The 18,877-nt window shown below is 42.5% G+C and carries 12 protein-coding genes; 2 read left to right on the top strand and 10 right to left on the bottom strand.

Features of this window, described 5'->3' with window-relative positions; genetic code table 11:
- Positions 1-7 precede the first annotated feature (7 nt).
- The 10 genes from QR40_RS26350 to QR40_RS26400 form a co-directional block, all read right to left on the bottom strand.
- Positions 8-940, bottom strand: a complete 933-nt coding sequence (locus QR40_RS26350; RefSeq protein ID WP_044297533.1) for a transketolase family protein — start codon at positions 938-940, stop codon at positions 8-10.
- Positions 941-954: 14 nt separating this feature from the next.
- A complete protein-coding gene (locus QR40_RS26355) occupies positions 955-1,779 on the bottom strand; it encodes a transketolase (protein WP_027292294.1) in 825 nt (274 codons plus the stop codon).
- 544 nt (positions 1,780-2,323) lie between these two features.
- On the bottom strand, positions 2,324-2,983 hold the full coding sequence (locus QR40_RS26365; protein WP_377145011.1) for an ABC transporter ATP-binding protein: 660 nt from the start codon (positions 2,981-2,983) through the stop codon (positions 2,324-2,326).
- 59 nt (positions 2,984-3,042) lie between these two features.
- Positions 3,043-3,939, bottom strand: coding sequence for a hypothetical protein (locus tag QR40_RS26370; protein ID WP_044297535.1), 897 nt, complete (start codon positions 3,937-3,939; stop codon positions 3,043-3,045).
- On the bottom strand, positions 3,932-4,690 hold the full coding sequence (locus QR40_RS30350; RefSeq protein WP_052431068.1) for a hypothetical protein: 759 nt from the start codon (positions 4,688-4,690) through the stop codon (positions 3,932-3,934). Before QR40_RS30350 ends, QR40_RS26370 begins: the two co-directional genes overlap by 8 nt.
- Positions 4,691-4,787: 97 nt before the next feature.
- On the bottom strand, positions 4,788-6,398 hold the full coding sequence (locus tag QR40_RS26380; protein WP_152614295.1) for a DUF6034 family protein: 1,611 nt from the start codon (positions 6,396-6,398) through the stop codon (positions 4,788-4,790).
- A 52-nt stretch (positions 6,399-6,450) separates the two neighbouring features.
- Entirely contained in the window at positions 6,451-8,181 is a 1,731-nt protein-coding gene (locus tag QR40_RS26385; RefSeq protein ID WP_044297537.1) for a sensor histidine kinase, read from the bottom strand.
- Positions 8,182-8,192: 11 nt separating this feature from the next.
- Positions 8,193-8,864, bottom strand: a complete 672-nt coding sequence (locus tag QR40_RS26390; RefSeq protein WP_044297538.1) for a response regulator transcription factor — start codon at positions 8,862-8,864, stop codon at positions 8,193-8,195.
- A 255-nt stretch (positions 8,865-9,119) separates the two neighbouring features.
- Positions 9,120-13,436: a PAS domain-containing hybrid sensor histidine kinase/response regulator gene (locus QR40_RS26395; RefSeq protein WP_242858589.1), complete on the bottom strand. Its 4,317-nt coding sequence runs from the start codon at positions 13,434-13,436 to the stop codon at positions 9,120-9,122.
- A gap of 4 nt (positions 13,437-13,440) precedes the next feature.
- Complete coding sequence (locus QR40_RS26400; protein WP_152614296.1) at positions 13,441-17,028, bottom strand: response regulator; 3,588 nt, start codon at positions 17,026-17,028, stop codon at positions 13,441-13,443.
- Positions 17,029-17,385: 357 nt separating this feature from the next.
- Between QR40_RS26400 and QR40_RS30355 the strand changes: the two genes are divergently transcribed.
- Positions 17,386-17,979 (top strand): TetR/AcrR family transcriptional regulator, encoded by a 594-nt coding sequence (locus tag QR40_RS30355; RefSeq protein WP_052431069.1) that lies wholly within the window; start codon positions 17,386-17,388, stop codon positions 17,977-17,979.
- Complete coding sequence (locus QR40_RS32375; RefSeq protein WP_242858590.1) at positions 17,973-18,860, top strand: alpha/beta fold hydrolase; 888 nt, start codon at positions 17,973-17,975, stop codon at positions 18,858-18,860. Before QR40_RS30355 ends, QR40_RS32375 begins: the two co-directional genes overlap by 7 nt.
- Positions 18,861-18,877: the final 17 nt, after the last annotated feature.

Here is an 18,877-nt window from a genome sequence, read left to right on the forward strand (position 1 = left end):
ATTCTAATCAGTTAAAGTTATCCATCTTTTCGATAGCTTCCACAATACGCTCTTTCGTCAGTCCGTGGTAGTGCAGCACATCCGCATAGTTATGTGCGCTGCAGCCGAATGTGTCATGAATTCCTACAAACTCAATGGGTTTGCATTCTTTGCAGATTGCCTCTGCAATAGCAGATCCCATCCCTCCGGCTACATTATGTTCTTCTGCTGTCACGACTGCTTTTGCATCTTTTACAAGCTGGATAACAGCCTCCTGATTCAATGGTTTTATAGTGCTGACATTGACTACCTTTACAGACACTTTTCCTTCCAATTCTTCTGCTGCTTTTAATGCAAGCCCCACCATAATTCCGGCAGCAAATACAACGATATCTTTTCCTTCTTTTAAAACTGACGGCATCCCGATCTCAAATTTTTTGCCTTCCGGCGTTACATTTTCATAATCATTTCGATTCAACCGGATATAACAGGGACCATTGTATTCTGTAATTGCCTTTACTGCTTCCACGGTTTCATTGGCATCTGCCGGACAAATTACCGTCATGTTGGGGACAGCCCGGAAGATTGCCATATCTTCCACACACTGGTGGGTCGCCCCATCACCAAAATCAGACATTCCCGAAGAAGAACCACATATTTTAACATTTAATTTTCCAATTGCGATCGTCTGGCGGATCTGATCAAATGCCCTTCCTCCAGAAAATACGGCAAAAGAATTTGTAAATGGGATTTTTCCGGTTTGTGCAAGCCCTGCCGCAACCGATGTCATGTTCGCCTCTGCAATACCCATTTCAAAATGCCTGTCGGGATACGCTTCTTCGAACAGCTTACCCATTGTAGAACCTCCAAGATCAGCATCCAGCACTACAATATTTTTGTTTTCTTTTCCTAACTCCACCAGTGTTCTGCCGTAAGCGATTCTCTGATTTGTATAACTCATTCTCTCAGCCTCCTTTAAGATAATTCTGCAATAGCCTGTTTATAATTTTCTTCTGTCAGCATTCCATTATGAAATCCCACTACATTTTCTGCGAAGCTTACGCCCTTGCCTTTTACAGTATTTGCAACAATCATGGTCGGTTTTCCTTTAACCGTATCTGCTTCATCCAGCGCACTTAAGATTTCCTGCATGTTGTGTCCATCTATTTCAATGACATTCCACCCAAAGCCTTCCCATTTCTCAATTATGGGATTCGAATTCATCCGATCCACAATTTTACCGTTTGCCTGCAGCCCGTTTCTATCCAGAATGGCTACGAGATTATCTGCCTTATATGCACTTGCAGCCATAGCCGCTTCCCATATCTGGCCTTCTGCCATTTCACCGTCTCCGCAGAGCACATATACTTTCCGGCCGATCCCGTCCAGTTTCATCCCCAGTGCCATTCCAAGACCAATTGACAGCCCCTGTCCCAGTGAACCGGTCCCGGCTTCAATCCCAGGTGTTTTCAATACATCCGGATGCCCCTGCAGGTAAGAACCGATTTCTTTGGTGGTCTTCAAATCTGCCACCGGGAAATAACCGGCTTCTGATAAAGCTGCATACTGCAGGATTGCCACATGTCCCTTACTTAATAAAAACCGGTCTCTGTCCTCCATTTTCGGATTCACGGGATCATGTTTCATCTTGTAAAAATATAAAGCAGTTACGATGTCAGCAGAAGAATTAGATCCTCCGATATGACCGGCAACCCCTACACCGATGCTAACGACCACATCTTTTCTGATTTGCTTTGCTTTCGTCTGAAGCTCTTCAATCAACTTATTGTCATAAACCATTCCATTTCCTCCTTCACTATTTTGTATGTTGTTATATGTCAGTTGTATTACAGGTGATGAGTAGAATATTACTCTTCTCTGGCATTTTTGTCAATAGAAATGGTTTATTTAATATTTTTTTGTTTATTATATATAATTTATTATTTGAATTTTTGTTTATATTTTTATTAGATGAAAAAAATTAAATAAAGTTTTCAGACGTCCGTAAACTCTACGGAGCGTTTATTGCTTTTATTCTAATTTATAGATATGCTTAGATTCGGTAAAGAAAAACAGGCTGTACTTAGGAAGGAAAAATAATGAGTAATTTTCAACCAATAGATATACCGACATGGCCTATGACACAGGCTTTTTACTGAAAATGGCATCAACCAGCTATACCGTCAATGTCAATATGGATGTGACAATTCTTAGAAAAAAACTAAAAGAATGCGGGTATAAGTTTTTTCCGGAAAATCTTCAAAGTAAGGGTTTTGCACAGTACGAGAACCGCCCCGGCTCATATTCAGCCGGGGCGGCAGCCCTTTCCCTCATTTATAATCACTCAGGATACTAAAACTTTCAATTCCCCCGCATCCATCTCGCATACCGTATCACACAGCATCTCAATATCGGCGGCATTATGGCTGACCAGGAAAATCGTCTTTCCCTGGTCATTTAATTCCAACATCAGATCGTACACTTCCTGCACTCCCCGCTTGTCCAAACCGTTAAAGGGCTCATCTAAGATTAAGATATCTGGGTCTTCCATGATCGCCTGGGCAATCCCCAGCCGTTCCCGCATTCCCATAGAATATTTTCCCACATGCTTCTTTGACTCTGCATCCAGCCCTACGCGCCGGATTGCACTCCGGATTGTTTCATCATCAATTTCCCCTCTTAACGATGCCAGTAATTTTAAGTTCTTAAACCCGGAAAGATTCGGAAGAAATCCCGGACTTTCGATAATCATTCCTAAAGATTCCGGGAAATCGATATCCCTTCCTACCAGTTTTCCCTCTACATAAATCCGTCCTTTAGTTGGAAATAAAAATCCGCAGATACATTTTAACAGCACCGTTTTTCCGGATCCATTCATCCCTACAATACCGTGCACCATTCCACATGCAAAATCATGCGTAATATTCTTTAATACTTTCTCCTCACCAAAATCTCTGCACACATTTCTTAAACTGATTGCAATATTCTCCATCTTATTCACCATCTCTATCCCTCTGCCGTATTCCAAACCCGCCTTCACTATTGCCGCAAATAAGTTCTTCACTACTCATTTAGCTGCAGGAAATGAAATTCATATCTATGCGCCATTTTGCAGATAAGCAGTAAAATAATTATTAAAATTCCCCCAAACATGCCTGTACTCATCCATATCCGGGGAAGATAATCATATCCAAAATTATGCATATAATAAGTGGCATGATTAAGAGGAGAGAGCCATCCAACTGCTAAATTTGCTTTATATTCCATCGTCTGGGGTAATTGAAACAGTGCCATAAAAATCTGAGGACTCAACAGCAGTCCGTACAGATTCAAAACAAAAACACTGATTACTCCCATAAACTGGCTTTTACAGAGATTAAAAAGCAGCATAACAGAGGCAATCACCAGAGAATACAAGGTAGTCAGTAAAAATATAACCGCTGCACACTGGTATGGATAAGACATTTCCATGGTCTTAACAGATGCCGGCAGTGCGATCTTTACCCCAACGCCGGAATAACCAAGAAGAGCCCCCGTCTCGCTCCACATATTCCCCGGAAAAGACAGAGGAGCGCAGATGATACAGCTGACCGCCAGTAAGAAAGAAGTATAAAGCACTGTAGCAAGCACTACATAGATTACCTGCCCCCATACCCACAGGGACCGCTTCGTCCGATAAAGATAATAAGGGGTTCCCTGGCTGATAAAAGGCATGTCTGCAAACAGTAAAATCAATAGCAAAGAGGATATCATAATGGAATTCCCATCTCCGAATGTCCATACAAAGGCCTCCAATATCTGCATATTTGTACCGTAACTTCTCGCCAGGGACACTGCTTTGTCCGATAACATCAGACAAAGTACAAATGCCAGGGCAAAAGTCATAATGACTCTGGGATTCTTCTTCCATAGACGGAAATTATAGAACGCAATCTGAAAAGACTGTTTTATGTCACGCATCCTTCAGCCTCCTTTCCATGGTTATCACAAAAGCCGCTGCTGCTGCAAAACCTACCACAGAAACCATCAGTCCGGCTTCCCAAATCTGTATCACCCTTGGTGCTGCCCACTCACGGGGATTCAGTATATACAGAGAAGAATAATATCTTTCTTGAAATGCATTCAACACATAATACAAAATAAAAGGTGTGGTATATGCCATATATTTGTTTTTCATTACAGCCGCAAAAAATCCCCCCAGCAATGCCCAGAGGCTGCCGCTAAAACAGGTGAGGACTATCCACCCTGCCGCTTCCGTAAGGTGGGGAAAAATTTCTGTTTTCATGAAAATCCCCTGCTTCGGATCTATAAAAACTACCAGTGTTATACCTGCTAAGAGCAGCAGCACCCCAAACAATACTATCAAGCCGCCGGATAAAGCTGTCACAATTACTTTTGAACTAAGATATCGTCTCCATCCGGTACGTACAAGTCCTGCTAATGCAAATCGGTACTTCAGTTCATCCGAAAATGCAGCCCCATAAGCAAGTGAACTAACCAGCGGAATCGCCATCAAAAACAATTCTGAATGGATCACCGCTTCTGCTAAATAAATCCAGCTGCCATGAGAATCATAAACCCTGTTTTCCTTCATATATGTCACTGCAGGCAATCCACCGCAGATGCCTGCGATGACAAGTCCTATAATGCCGGTAAGGAATCCCATAGATAACACTGCCCTTTTCCAGTCTGCGAAAAATACTTTTCTCATCTTCATACCTCCTGCATATAGCAGGCCCGCCTGCGATACTGCCTTAATAAGTGGTTTAAAAGGAACTTTCAGACTTCTCCTGCCTGTTGCCGTAACTTTATGAAGGATTTACAAAACCTCCGTCAATCCCATTAAGAAATACCGTTTCCGGCATCGTATACATCTCACTGCCCTCGTAAGAAGACTGGACTACAAATACCCAGACCGGAATCAACCAGACATGATCGGGAGCATTAAAGGCCGTGGAATAAGCCGCTTTTAATTCTGCACTTTTTACCTTGAAAGTGACTACTGTCTGATCTTTATCTGCCCCACCTGCACCATCTGGCGGCAGACCGATATACTGCAGATGTTCCGCCAGCCTGTCCTTGATTTTATCAAAAGGCAGAAGTTTCGTATTTTCTGCAACCACCTGATACAACTCCGCCATATTGGTCCAGGAAAATCCCACGACTCCGTCTTCCGTAACCGTTATTTCGATTTTTTCCGGTTGAAAAGGAGGATTATAAGTTAGTTCAGGCATATCATTATGCAAAGTACCTCTAATAGGTCTATATTCCGAAATTCCATCCAGATTCCAACTATACAGTAACGTATAGGCTGCTTTGTTCTCTCCCAAATCTGAATCATAATCTTCATAGCCATGCCCCCATATAGGGGGATTCGGAAACCAAACGGCCTTCTTGCATTGTTCCAATGAAAGACCGGTAATCCCCAGATCCTTCAATATTTTATTTCCTGTTTCAACAGCATCATCTATTGCTATTGCCGGATTTTCCATTGCTGATTCACATCTCTGTATAAAATCCTCTTTGTCATCCAGATGTTTGCTCCCCTGGGGATATCTGTTTTTCCTATCCCATATACAATCTTCCTTATCAGAATTCAGGAATTCTTCATCATAAACATCCCCAATAGAGTATGAAAAGTAACCTGCAGTTCCTGCTTTTTCATTGAGGCTGAAAGCTTTTATTATAGGATCCACTTTTTCTCCTGTTTCCACTACTGCCCAAAAACAGTTATTCTCAGTACGTACCATCTCATCTTCAGTACCCCACCACATATATTCCATTTCTGACTGGACCGGTTTTGAAAACTCCGGCTTCCTATATATTTTTTCCTGCTTTTTATCCGGTGCTTTTTCCATTAATTCTTCCAATCGCGGCTTCCATTCCATTTTGCTGAGCATAAGAAAAGTGCCCTCTCCGTATATCCCTGATTTATTTTCTATATTAGTAATCTGATGTGATAACTCTTCTTTTGTCATTTGCGGCTTTTGATAAAACTTCCTCCCTTTGAAGAAATAATCGGTCAATTTCTTCAACTGCTCATTATCAAAGTTCGCTTTTTTTAATTCTAATACCGGAGTATTACTTACCGAGAGCCTGGGTATGTCCACATCCGCGTCTACTGTCACACGTCCATCCATGCGCTCCATGGTTTCCTTCCAGTGTTCCGGTGCATCAATCTGTTTTAATTCTCCATCTTTCACCTTGTCAATTATGCATCCTTTGGGAAGTCCTTCTGATTTATTAACAACCGGTGCCTGGTCAGGCGTTTTCTGACAGGCAGTTACCGTACATCCTAACATGACGGCCAGCAGAATCATACCATACCACTTTTTTCTATTGTTTTGTCTGTATTGTTTATTTTGTCTGCTTCGTTTTCTTATTTCTTTCACCATCGCACATCCATCCCTCTTTGGCATATTTACCGGTGTCTTTTCATTTACAAAAGCATAACAGAAAAATATCCCCTTTTTATTCTTCTGCCTTAAATCGAATACGAAATAAATTCCCGGCAGATGTATTTTCAGCCTCGCATCTCATTCCATGCAGACCTGCAACCTTTTTAACCAGATACAGCCCATATCCCAGATGCTTCTCCCTGCCTCCGGACAGCTGTTTCCCACTGGAAAAAAGTTCAAACATATCCCTCTTCCAATCTTCCGAAATAGGTTCCCCTGCATTTTCAATTGAAAGTTCTTCTTCATCCAGCATAATACGAATATAACCACCAGGTGTCACATAGGAAACAGCATTAGACAGCAGATTTGATACCAGTTGTTCAAAATAATTCTGATTCACTTCTTTTTCCACCCGTTCTATATCCATCTGTAAATCGATGTCTTTTTCCAAGAGCAGAGGGGCAATCCGGTTCAGAGATTCCATTACCAGTTTCGCCAGATTTGTCCTTTGCAGCTGAAGCATGAAATGTATGGAATTTATCTGCGACAACGTCATCATCTGGCGAATCATAGTATCCATCTCTTCTGTCTTCTGGTTAATCATATCCAGATAATATTCCTTTTTATATTCCAGCTCTTTTATCCGCAGATTATCATCACACATCCGTATAATTGCCAGCGGCGTCTTCAGTTCATGGGTCATTCCATTGATAAAATCCTTACGATCCTGTTCCATCTGCTGCCGCTTTTCTTCTGTTTTTATCTGGCCATAAGACAGATACAGCGCACATAAGCCTAAAATAAAGAACATGACCAGATAAGCCCACTTCAGATTTACCAAAGATGTATACAAATGCCTTCCGCTTGCCCGTATTTGAAGGCAGATATACGACCTGCTGTTGAGTAACGAAAACCTCATACGGGTCTCCATCTGTGTTGTTAGAAATCCAGAGGTCAGGGTCTTCCCATTATCCCAATTCATTTCCTGACCGGATGCGGTGTTCATTGAAATTTCTTTCCTGTTATGCAGCCATTCCTCCTGCTCCCAGTAATTCCACTCTTCAAAACCATCCTGGTAGTAAGGAAATCCCAATATCTGTATTTCTCTGTATTTTTCGTTTTCAGATATGGCGCTTATTTCTGGAGAAATCCATTCCATTACAATTTCACTGCCGGACTGACAATAATTCTTCCCATCATACTCTGATTTCCATGAGCGTGAGGTTAATAACCAGGGATCCTGCTGTGCTTTCTCTCCCTGTTCTCCACTGACCCACTCTAATTTTTCAACATACAGACCCGTTAAAAACCCTTGCCCATCCCTGCTATCGGTACTGCAGAGAAAACGATATTTCGGTGGTTTCGATTTATTCCTGCTGTTTTCTTTTATAGCCGTTATAAAAACATTTTTCTGCTCTATAGAAAACAGCTCTTCCGGAAATATCAGCTTCGATTCAGTCGTTTCTCCATCCTCTATTTTAACATTCAGATAATTTTTACTTTCCGCCAGTAAATCTTGCTTATCATTGTAAACCAGGTAACTGTAATATTGGTTCTGGAAGTTTCCATTCAGACTGCTTTTCGCACTGTCTCCCACTTCGTTAACGATTTTCTGAAAATCCTCTTCGCTGCTTTTTACTAATTTTTCATATATATAATTTTTCTTTTGTTGAAATGCCTCCTGTCCCAGTTTCCTGTTTCGTAAAGTATCGTAGGTAGTTATGATACATGCACAAAGCAAAAACAAAAGTAAAAAACAACCTCCGGTTTTAAGCAGAATACGATATTTTTCCTTTTTGGTCATATATTTCTCCCTTATTGAATCTGAAAAGAATAGCCTGCTTTTGAAACCGTTCGGATATAGCTGCCTGCATCTCCCAGAGCCTGGCGCAGCTTAACGATATGTTTATCCACAACCCGGTCCAGAATCTCGGCATCCACTCCCCAAACCTGGTTTAAAATCTGTTCTCTGGACAGTACCCGGTTCTCGTTCTCCATAAAATACAGCAGGAGCTGATATTCTTTGTCTGCCATGATACACTCCCGACCTGATGCAGTTACTTTTCTCTGTTCCGGATTAAGCGTGAGGATGCCTTTCTGTAATACCCGCTCCTTCCTGTCCTTACTGGTCCGCTGGGCCAATGCATGTACCTTCGCCAAAAGTACCGGAAGAGAAAAGGGCTTTGTTATATAGTCATCGGCACCGCAACCATATCCTCTTAACTGCATATTTTCCGCTTCCAATGCAGTCAGGAAAATCACCGGAATCTCCATGTTTTTCCGAATCTCCTTACAGACTTCAAATCCATTCATATCAGGAATCATTACATCCAGCAGCACCATCTGAACCTCATTCCTTTGCAGATAAGCAAGCGCTTCCCTGCCATTATCAAAACATGCTGTCTGCCATCCCTGTACGGTAAAAAAGTCCGCTACCATCTCCTGAATAAGCATTTCATCTTCCACTAAGAGTAATGTATTTTTCATTCTTTATTTTCGCCTTTCTATTAAGCAGTAAAATATTATACAAGTTTACTATAAAAATGTCTTCTTTTTATGCTTTTGCTGTATTTTAACAGCTGTTCCCATTTCTAAAAATAAAAAAGCCGCTGTACTCCCTTATGTCTCATCAAACAACAGGAAAGTACAGCGGCCTTATTCCAGCGCAAGCTTAAAAATGTTAATATTAATTTGCGGTCCAATTTCCAAGACATTCTATAGTAAAATGCTAAAATGCTTCGATTATCTTCTCAGCAATTTACACAAAATATCATGCAGCACCTTAAAATCAAGAGGCTTCGCCAGATGCGCGTCCATTCCGGAATCCAGTGCCTCCTGAATATCTTCCTCAAAAGCATTGGCGGTCATCGCAACAATAACAATATTTTTTGCATCCTCTCTGTCCAGTGCACGGATCGCCCGGGTAGCCTCGTATCCATTCATGCCGGGCATCCGGACATCCATCAGAATTGCATCATAGGTATTGGGGGCTGTATTTTGGAATGCCAGTACTGTTTCTGCCCCATCCATCTTCACAACCGATTCTGCTCCGTGCATCTGAAGCAGTTCACAGAGAATTTCTGCATTAATGGCATTATCCTCTGCTACCAGAAAGCGGCGTCCTGCAAATATTTCATCCTGGGAAGCAGCTGATTTAACCCTTCGGACATCTTCTGCGTAAATATCCGGTTCACCCTGCGCTGCCTCACATTCCAGTTCCACACGGAATGTAGATCCCTGATTAAGCTCACTCTCAACAGATATCTCTCCATTCATCAGATCCACTAATCCCTTAGTAATACTAAGACCAAGTCCTGTTCCCTCCACATTCACTGCTGCACTGCTGCGTGTGAACGGTTCAAAGATATGCCCGAGAAATTCTTTGGACATCCCTATCCCCGTATCACGAACCGAGAATCGGTAACGCACCCATTGCCCGCCTTTGACGGAAGGCACTTCCTCCACCAGAAACTGAACCTTACCGCATTCCGGGGTAAACTTCATCGCATTGCCCAGAATATTGATGAAGATTTGATTGATACGCAAAGAATCCCCATAGAAATATTCATGGCAGATCCCCTCCGTCCGGAGTTCAAACTTCAGTCCGGACGCCGTGACCTGGGGTGCCACAATAGCCGTCAGCTGCTCCAGCAGCTCAGACATCGATATCTTCATGCGGTTTAGCGTGATATTAGACCGCTCGATTTTGCTCATATCCAGAATATCGTTGATCAGACTAAGCAGATGCCTGGAAGAAATAGAAATCTTCTGCAGACAGTCCTTCACCCGCTCCGGTTCTTCAATATGAGCTGTTGCCAGCGTAGTCATCCCCATGATCGCATTCATAGGTGTACGAATATCGTGACTCATGGCAGACAGGAAATCGCTCTTGGCACGGTTTGCTTCCTTTGCAAGTGTAAGCGCATTTTCCAGGGTCTTTTTCGCCTGCCTTTCAGCCGTCAGCATATCCGTTACATCCGCCCGAACCATACAGACCGTACTGTGGTTTACATCTCCCCACAGTACATTAATCTGCTTATACAACAAACCGTCCCTGGATTGGTAAGGAAGGACAAAGTCATAACCCTCCGGCTTTTCTTCCAGACGCAGAAGCATGTTCTCCAAACAGAACCGCTGCAATATTTCTGCCCGGTCTTCCTCTGTACCATAATGGTCTGCAAATGCTTTTGCATTATCATAATTATCTGCAATATATGGAGACAGGTTTTCCAACACGGTCTGACGGGTATATGTCACAAGTCGTTTGGTGTTGACATCAATAAATCCCGCCAGTTCAAAAGTATAGGCAATCATATTAAGCAGACCCTGCTGCTCCCGCACAGATTCCGTAATGTCTGTACGTACCAGACAGACCCTCCCAAGTCGCAGATCTACAGCAGAAACAGTCATATTTTTGGTACGGATTTCACCTTTTTCATCAATCGTAGAAAAAGCAAACGTATAGGAACTCTTCTCCGTCAGCCTCCGGTAAATTTCATCAGGTGTCAGTGCCCTGGCATACTGTTCTCTGTCCTTGGGCACAATGGGAGACCGAAGCATATCTGCAATCCTTTCCGAATGACAGCCTTTGGTTGCCGGTAAAAAATCTGAATTCTCATTAAATGTCAAAACCGTATACGAATCCTGCTTAAGATTTAAATCTATGACAAAGTCATAGTTGGTGACTGAAAGCTGGTGCAGAATCCGGTCAGATATGGTCTGCTCCGTAATATCCGTTACCGTCAGTATCCCGGTGATATCCCCGGTATCGGGCACCTCCACCAAATTTACCTTAAATTGAACATAACGTCCAAAATCTTCCCGCGGCATTTTTATAAAACACTTTAGGATCTGTTCCCTGTCATTTCTTTCAAAAGCCTCCAGCGCAGGTGCATTCAGATAGGTCTTTAAAAATGTCTGCCTTTCCTTTTCATCAACAACAAGTCCTGCTATCCCGGTAAAAAACTCTTCCCGTACCGTACCAAGAGTTTTTAAAAGGTCTGAATCTGTAAGATCAATTATTTCCAGAATCTTATTCCGCGTGATATTGCAGTGGCCGATAATCAGTGCATTGGGTACCGGAATCCGATAATGCTGTATAATCATATCCTTATACTGCTCCCGGAGCTGTTCCTGTTCCCCTAATTCCCTGGTCATATCATGATAGACAGCATAAACCCGGCTCTCTCCATTCTCATTCTGAATAAGGGAGAGATTATTTTTCACCCATACATAACTATTGTCGCCCTTTTTCAGACGATATACCATTTCACACTGGTTCTCACCGCTGGAAATATATGCTGTCAGCTGCTGGTTCACCATTTCCTGATCATCCGGATGTACACCCGCCAAAGCATCCTTCTCGTATAGCTCCCAAGCATCTTCCAGGGTCATTTCGGTCAGTTCTGCAAATCCATCAGATAAAAACTCAGGAACCATTTTCCTGTCCTTCTCATAACGGACAACCGAAACTCCCCCCGGAAGATTTTTAACTAAAGTCTGAAAATACTGCTCCAGACGTTCTTTTTCCTTTCGAATCCGAACCTCTTCCGAAATATCCCTGACATAATTGACATACGCCGGAATTCCATTCCACTCCGTTTCACGAAAACGTATACTGTAACAGGCGTCTGACTCATCAGACATGATCTCCTGTTCTTCCCCGTCAGGCTTATTATTTTTCAATGTGCAGAATTCGCAGGGTGCGCTTTTGCCATGCATTGCTTCATAGCATTTAAGACCGATACAATCCACTTTCTTGCTGAAAAGACTCTTGGATTCATTGACATAGAGCAGATCATAATTTCTCTTGTCGATCACATAAATTCCATCCGCGGTTTCGTTGGCAATATTCTGAAACAGGTGCGTCTCTGCCGACATGCCGGTAAAAACTGCATAAAATTTTGAGTTCTCTGACAGAGGTCCCATACGTCTTCCATTGAGATGAATCCAAATCAGACGGCCATCTTTATGACGCATACGATAGGAGACATCCAGAACTTCTCCGCTGGCAAGAGCTGCCTGCGCCGCTTCCAGAACCCGCTCCCTGTCCTGCTCGTATACAATGTCAAACACATCATGCCTTGCCATCTCTGAATATTCTTCCCGTGAATGACCGGAAAGTGCCATTACCCCATCCGAGAAAAATGTTGGGATGAAACGCTTTCCTTTTACCAGATAACTGGCAATGCCACCTGGTATGGAATTAACCAGATGATCCATTTCCAGCTGTGCTTCCTGCATCTTTTCATTGGCTCCGGCAAGTTCCTTTTCCAGATGCACCTGTTCGCTTACATCGCTGTATACGCCATATAATAATTTTTTTCCGTCAGCCTGTTCCTTTACCGCTCCCTCAAGATGAATCCAGCGGTATTCTCCCAGCCGGTCATTGAACACCCGGTAAGTTTGACGGACGAATCCATTACTTAGGATTGCTCTTTGGATTTTTCCCTGTAAAAGCTCAAGATCTTCCGGATGAACCCCCAGAAAATCTGTCTTCTGTTCCAATAACCGTATATGTTCTTCTGAATACCCCATAATTTCATAAAATGCAGAGTTATGGAATAATGGAGAGATGCACCCGGCTTCAAATTCATAAACGCATAAGCCGCAGGGAATGCTTGTGAATGTTGTCTGCAGCTCCTCTTTCACCGCTTTGAAGTGATTTTCTTCCCGTTTTTTATCCGTAATGTCCAGTATGTACTCGATATGAGCGGATTTGCCTCCCCATTCGATAATTTTCCCACTGAGCTGGTAGGTCCGGTTATTGCCGGGATGATGGAATTCACGGACAAAAAGCTCGGTCCGGCTCATGTCTCCTGCATGACAAAAGGGGCATGGCCTGTCATAACCCGCCGCTTCATAACAAGTAATCCCACCAATGCCAGGATACTGAAAAATCAAATCCTTTACTATCTGATTGGCATAGAGCAGTTCCATATTCTCAGCTGCGCTTACATATATAGCTACCGGGGCATTGTCCAATATGGCCTCCATCTGCTCCGTTGAAAGGGAGATATCCTGCATTATCCCATCTTCCTCATTATTTAATTCCCCCATCCTCTCAGACCTCCTTTCCATAGATGAAATCATATAGAGTCTGATACAGCCGGTCTGGTTCAATGGGTTTTGCCAGATGGGCATTCATCCCCGCCGCCTTGCTTTTTTCGATGTCGTCATCAAAGGCATTGGCAGTCATGGCAATAATGGGAATGGTCTTAGCATCCACATTACTAAGATGACGGATATTGTTCGCCGCAGTCAATCCGTCCATCAGAGGCATCCGGATGTCCATTAGGATGGCATTATAATATCCCGGCTCTGATTTGCTGAATAATTCTATAGCCCGCAGTCCGTGTTCAGCCGTGTCCACAACAAATCCCTTATCCTCCAGCAGCATGGCAGCCACCTCCGTATTAATCATATTATCTTCCACCAGCAGCACACGGTTGCCGGTGAAATCGTAATTGATCACCTCCGTCTGCTGAGCCTGTTCTTCCTGCTCTCCCAACGCTCTTGTGAATGCGGAGACCAAAGTAGATTTAAACATCGGCTTGCTCATCAGTAAATTTACCCCCGCAAGCTTTGCCTCATTTTCAATCGAAATCCAGTCATATGCCGTCATAATAATGATCGTAACTTCCGGGCCTACAATCGCACGGATACGCCGGGCAGTCTCAATACCGTCCATTTCCGGCATTTTCCAGTCAATGAGAATCATGTCATAGTATTGGGATTTATCCCACAGATCCTTGACCCGGTCAATTGCCTTACGGCCGCTGTCTACCCATTCCGCCCTGATACCTATCTCCTGAAGCGTATTGATGGTACTTTCACAGACAGCTACATCATCATCCACCACCAGTGTTTTCAAATGTGAAAAATTGTGATTTGTTTTCTTCTGGTTGTGACGAAGCTTTTCCTCCTCCGTAATACCCAGCTTCACATCCACGGTAAACTCTGAGCCGATTCCTTTTATCGACCTGACAGTTATTTTTCCATCCATCATATCCACTATGTTTTTGGAAATAGCCAGACCCAGCCCGGTTCCTCCATACAAAGCAGTAGTTCCGGAGCTTTCCTGAGAAAATGGCTCAAAAATATGTACCAGATACCCTTCGCTCATCCCCACGCCGGTATCATTGATGATAAAACGAAGAACGGCATCATTTTTCGTCTTCCTCTGCTGCGCTGCGGAAAAAGTGACCTTTCCGCCTTCCTTTGTAAATTTAATCGCATTGCTTAAAATATTAATAAGGACCTGCTGCAGCTTCATCGCATCGCCTATGTAATAATCATCCAGTACAGGATCCACAATACACTCATATTCCACCCCTTTGGCTGCCGCCTGGGAATAGCAGATAGAGTTAATCCCGGTTAAAAATTCCTCCACAGGTATCTTCTCTTTTTTCAGCAGCATCTTACCGCTCTCGATCCGGCTCATATCCAGAATATCATTAATCAGTGCAAGCAGGAATCGGGAGGAAATACCAATCTTAGAAATACAGTCCGCAACCTGTTCATCATCACCAATAGAACGGGCAGCGATTGCGCTCATGCCGATAATTGCATTCATCGGTGTACGGATCTCGTGGCTCATACGGGAAAGAAAGTCCGATTTTGCAGCATTGGCCTGCTCCGCGGCAACAAGAGCCGCCGACAGCTCCTCTTTTTGTTTCTGTTCCTGCCGTACAACATCCGTGGCATCATTACACGTTACACAGACCCGTCCCAGATCCTGGCTGATATAGAATATCTGGAAGCGTTTGACATGAACCATACCAAATTCATCTTTCATCTCCACAATAAAAGTATAATTATCCTGCTTTACCAATGTCTTTTTCATATATCCGTAATCCAGCTTAGCAAGAAATTCTTTCTTTGACGGTTCATCCATAAACTGGTCGGCAATGACACGTATTTCCTGCTGAAAACCATCCTGACACGGAAAGATATTCTTCTGGCTGCTGCTAAAAGAAAACAGACGTTGGGAATCCTGCTGTATATCAATTTCCATAATAATATCATAATCCAGTTCTGTGATTCTATTTAGCAGCTGTTCCTGCAATTTCTGCTCCGTAACGTCAAACATATAGAAAAAAACGATCACGTCCCCCGTTTCAGGGTTCAGCGAAGAACGGAAACTCATACTGCCCCAAAAAGTTTCTCCGCCTTCACTCCTGCATAAGAAATCAAAGTGATAATCTACTTTACCGGCAGCATGGTCAGCCAGCAGCTTCTCCCTGCTCAGGGTATTGCGGATCTTTTGCCCATAATCCCTGTCTACAGCAGAAGCTGATATACTCTCGACAGTCTCTTCATAGGTATTCCCTACATGTGCAATTGCTATATTCGAAGAGGCTGCATAACTTTCCAGCTTATCCTTCGTGACATTAATCCGTCCCTGAATACTTCCTCCTGCGGAAGACAACTCTGCAAAATACTCCAGTTCCTTTTCGTACAGCTCCCTCTCCCTCTGCTGCAGCAGTTTTTCTTCCGTAATATCAACAAAAACACAATAGAAATACTTCTCATTATCCTCTTCTGTAAGAAGTTGGGCTTTAATCGAAATCCACTTTACCGTCCCGTCTTTACAGATCAACCGGTTCTCATTCTGTATGGTATTTCCATCCGCCAGCTGTACTTTCAGCCGCTGCGCCATAACTGACAGATCCTCCGGATAAATTACAGATGACATTTTGTTGCCCATTGCTGAAAATTCTTCACGGGAATAGCCAATAAATTCAAACAGCCCGTCATTTGCATCGATTACAGAAAAATCGGCATCAAATCGGCAGCGAAACACTGCACCGGGTATGTTATTATAGATATGAAGCACTTCTTCCTGTGCCTGCTTTTGAGCTGTAATATCAATACAAACTGAGGTGATGGCAGGCTTGTTGTTCTCTGCAGTCATCTTAAGCCCTGTATCATGAACCCAGATGTAAGTACCATCTTTTTTCTTCATCCGGTATTCTACGACATATTCTCCTTTTTCCTCTATCTGGACATCCACCTCATGATCCACCCGTTCCCTGTCATCCGGATGCATACATTGGGTTATCATTCCGCCAATATCCGAAATAAACTCTGCTTCACTATCATAGCCCAGATATTCCAGCATCCGGCGATTAATAAAATAAAAAGGAAATCCCGGTTCAATATAACCGCCCATCATTCCGCCTGCCAGGGAATCATTTAGAAGTGCCTGCCGCTGCTTCATCACATTTTCCAGAACCAACGTTTGCGGATAGTGCTCCCCGCCCCTTTGGCTGCTGCCAGGTTCAGCAAAGTGCAGGCTGCATACCAGCCATCTGTTACTCTGCCTGCACAGTGCAAAAAAGCCGTGCAGGCGCCAGGCATACACGGAATTTCTGAGTGTAAACTCAGCAGTCATAATATAAATTGCATCGTTAAAAACCTGCTCGTGGATAACCGTCAGTTCCATTTCAAACGGTTCCGGAATTTCCCGGATATCAGTAAGAACATAATTCGCCATATCCGTCTTCCCCAAGGCAAACTCTTTCTCCCCCGTGCCGATAAATTGGATATCATCCGCCAGGAATTCCGTGGCCAGCGCTGCGTCCCGCTGTTCAAACCAAGAACTGCAAAATAGCCGGACTGTCTGCCGTGCAGAAATTTGTTCTTTCATATCATTTCCTCTTTCCATAAACAAATATTTCCTTTATTATAATTTTTCACTTGCTAAATTGTCTGAACACCTATGGCATGACCGAAGAAATGCCGTAAAACTTAACGTCACACTGCCTGATAAACCGCCGGTTTATACGGTTAGGATTACAGAGATATTTCGAGTTATTTCGCCTGAAAATATTATTTTCATTTTAGCATAGAAAAAGTGGTTGTGCAATCATTTCAGTGAGTGGTTTGGAAGATCCAGAAGAATTGTTTTCGTGGACTGTAAGATGATTTGTATTGACTGATTAGAAATAATATGCTATTATTTATATGACCTTAACCAAAAAATAAGTCATATAAAGGAGTGTACATGCCTAAATTTACAGCGACAGAACGTGAAAAGATTTTCTCCCTGCTTTTGGAAAAAGGCAAAACGTTATTTAATGAAAAAGGATTCTACGCAGTAACAGCAGAAGATATCTCTTTAGCAGCCGGAATAGCAAAAGGAACCTTCTACCATTTTTTTGACAATAAAGAACATCTATATATGGTGATAAATAATCGTTTGCAAGCTAATATTTTTGAATTCCTGCTTACAATGCTGGAAGAACATAAAAGTTGTCATAATGCTGAAACTTTTTACCGTATGTTATGCTATGTAATGGAAAAGTTTATTGAAAATCCACTTATTATGAACATTGATGCACAGTTATGGGAACGAATTGTAGCAAAAGCACCAAAATCGTGTATAGATGAGAATAATGATAGAGACTTGGAATTAATATCCATGTTAGAAAACTCGGGTTTTATGTATCGATATAACTTAGAAATCACAACTAAAATCTTGCAGATGCAGTTTATTCAATTATCTTATCTTAAACATGAAACACAAGATATTGAGTTGATGAAGATTGTATTAAAGGCATTGTCAGAGCATCTAATACAGGAGGAGAGAGAATGCTAATTAAACCATTAAATGAAGAAGCGATTAAACAAGCTGGCTGGAATGACACTTATATTTCAGGCTATTCTGAACGGGTACATATTTTTTATTATCATGCAGAAGCAGCCAGTAAAAATATAATTGTTTTACACACACCTGTAATTGCTGTAAAAAATTGTTATGAATGTTATGAACAGCTTGGCAGCATTTATGGTTTCAATGTATTTGCTGTGGATTATGTACCGGGCGAAGGAGAGTGCAGTGGTACGACAAAAGATTTTACACTTCCTAACATGGTTGCAAATTTAGATGCCGTGTATGAGTATGTATCTGGAAAATATTCGGGGGATATTCATCTATTGGGTTATACGGGCATTGGCGGCATTATGGCACAATATTATTTGGGAACAGGCTGTAAGTTCAAGAGCTTTGCGCAATTTGCTTGTGGAATTTACGGAGACATAGCTCCTTTAGGACTTCCGAAGTTCCTTGCAAAACCGTTAATTCAAGTTTGCCGTCTATTAATCAGGATAAAACCAACTTTGGCAATTACCTTTACCCCACCGCCAGCAAAAGGTTATCATGCTGAATTGGATAATGAGTTTTATAAATCTTTCCGCTTACGGGATGCCAACTTTTTCATCATGAAAATAAATACACTGCTCCGAATGCTGGAGTGTATGGTTGGAAAAGAAAGCTTATTAAAAGTGCCCCTTGCCTGTCCGACTCTGGTGTTTAAAACATTACATGACCGTTATTTTTCTTGCGATTATTTCAATCAGTACTTTGATGCATTAACCTGTGAGAAAAAACTCGTTGAGATCAATGATGTCCACAATAGCTATTTTATTTCCCCAGAGCCTTTTATGAAAGAAATTGCTGCATGGGTGAATAGCCATTAACTAAATTCCCTAAGTGC

It is taken from the genome of Robinsoniella peoriensis (genome assembly GCF_000797495.1).
GTDB classification, from domain to species: Bacteria; Bacillota; Clostridia; order Lachnospirales; family Lachnospiraceae; genus Robinsoniella; species Robinsoniella peoriensis.

Coding starts and splice junctions, on each gene's coding strand:
- QR40_RS26350 (WP_044297533.1), bottom strand. CDS start 940: ATGAGTTATACAAATCAGAGAATCGCTTACGGCAGAACACTGGTGGAG.
- QR40_RS26355 (WP_027292294.1), bottom strand. CDS start 1,779: ATGGTTTATGACAATAAGTTGATTGAAGAGCTTCAGACGAAAGCAAAG.
- QR40_RS26365 (WP_377145011.1), bottom strand. CDS start 2,983: ATGGTGAATAAGATGGAGAATATTGCAATCAGTTTAAGAAATGTGTGC.
- QR40_RS26370 (WP_044297535.1), bottom strand. CDS start 3,939: ATGCGTGACATAAAACAGTCTTTTCAGATTGCGTTCTATAATTTCCGT.
- QR40_RS30350 (WP_052431068.1), bottom strand. CDS start 4,690: ATGAGAAAAGTATTTTTCGCAGACTGGAAAAGGGCAGTGTTATCTATG.
- QR40_RS26380 (WP_152614295.1), bottom strand. CDS start 6,398: ATGCCAAAGAGGGATGGATGTGCGATGGTGAAAGAAATAAGAAAACGA.
- QR40_RS26385 (WP_044297537.1), bottom strand. CDS start 8,181: ATGACCAAAAAGGAAAAATATCGTATTCTGCTTAAAACCGGAGGTTGT.
- QR40_RS26390 (WP_044297538.1), bottom strand. CDS start 8,864: ATGAAAAATACATTACTCTTAGTGGAAGATGAAATGCTTATTCAGGAG.
- QR40_RS26395 (WP_242858589.1), bottom strand. CDS start 13,436: ATGGGGGAATTAAATAATGAGGAAGATGGGATAATGCAGGATATCTCC.
- QR40_RS26400 (WP_152614296.1), bottom strand. CDS start 17,028: ATGAAAGAACAAATTTCTGCACGGCAGACAGTCCGGCTATTTTGCAGT.
- QR40_RS30355 (WP_052431069.1), top strand. CDS start 17,386: ATGCCTAAATTTACAGCGACAGAACGTGAAAAGATTTTCTCCCTGCTT.
- QR40_RS32375 (WP_242858590.1), top strand. CDS start 17,973: ATGCTAATTAAACCATTAAATGAAGAAGCGATTAAACAAGCTGGCTGG.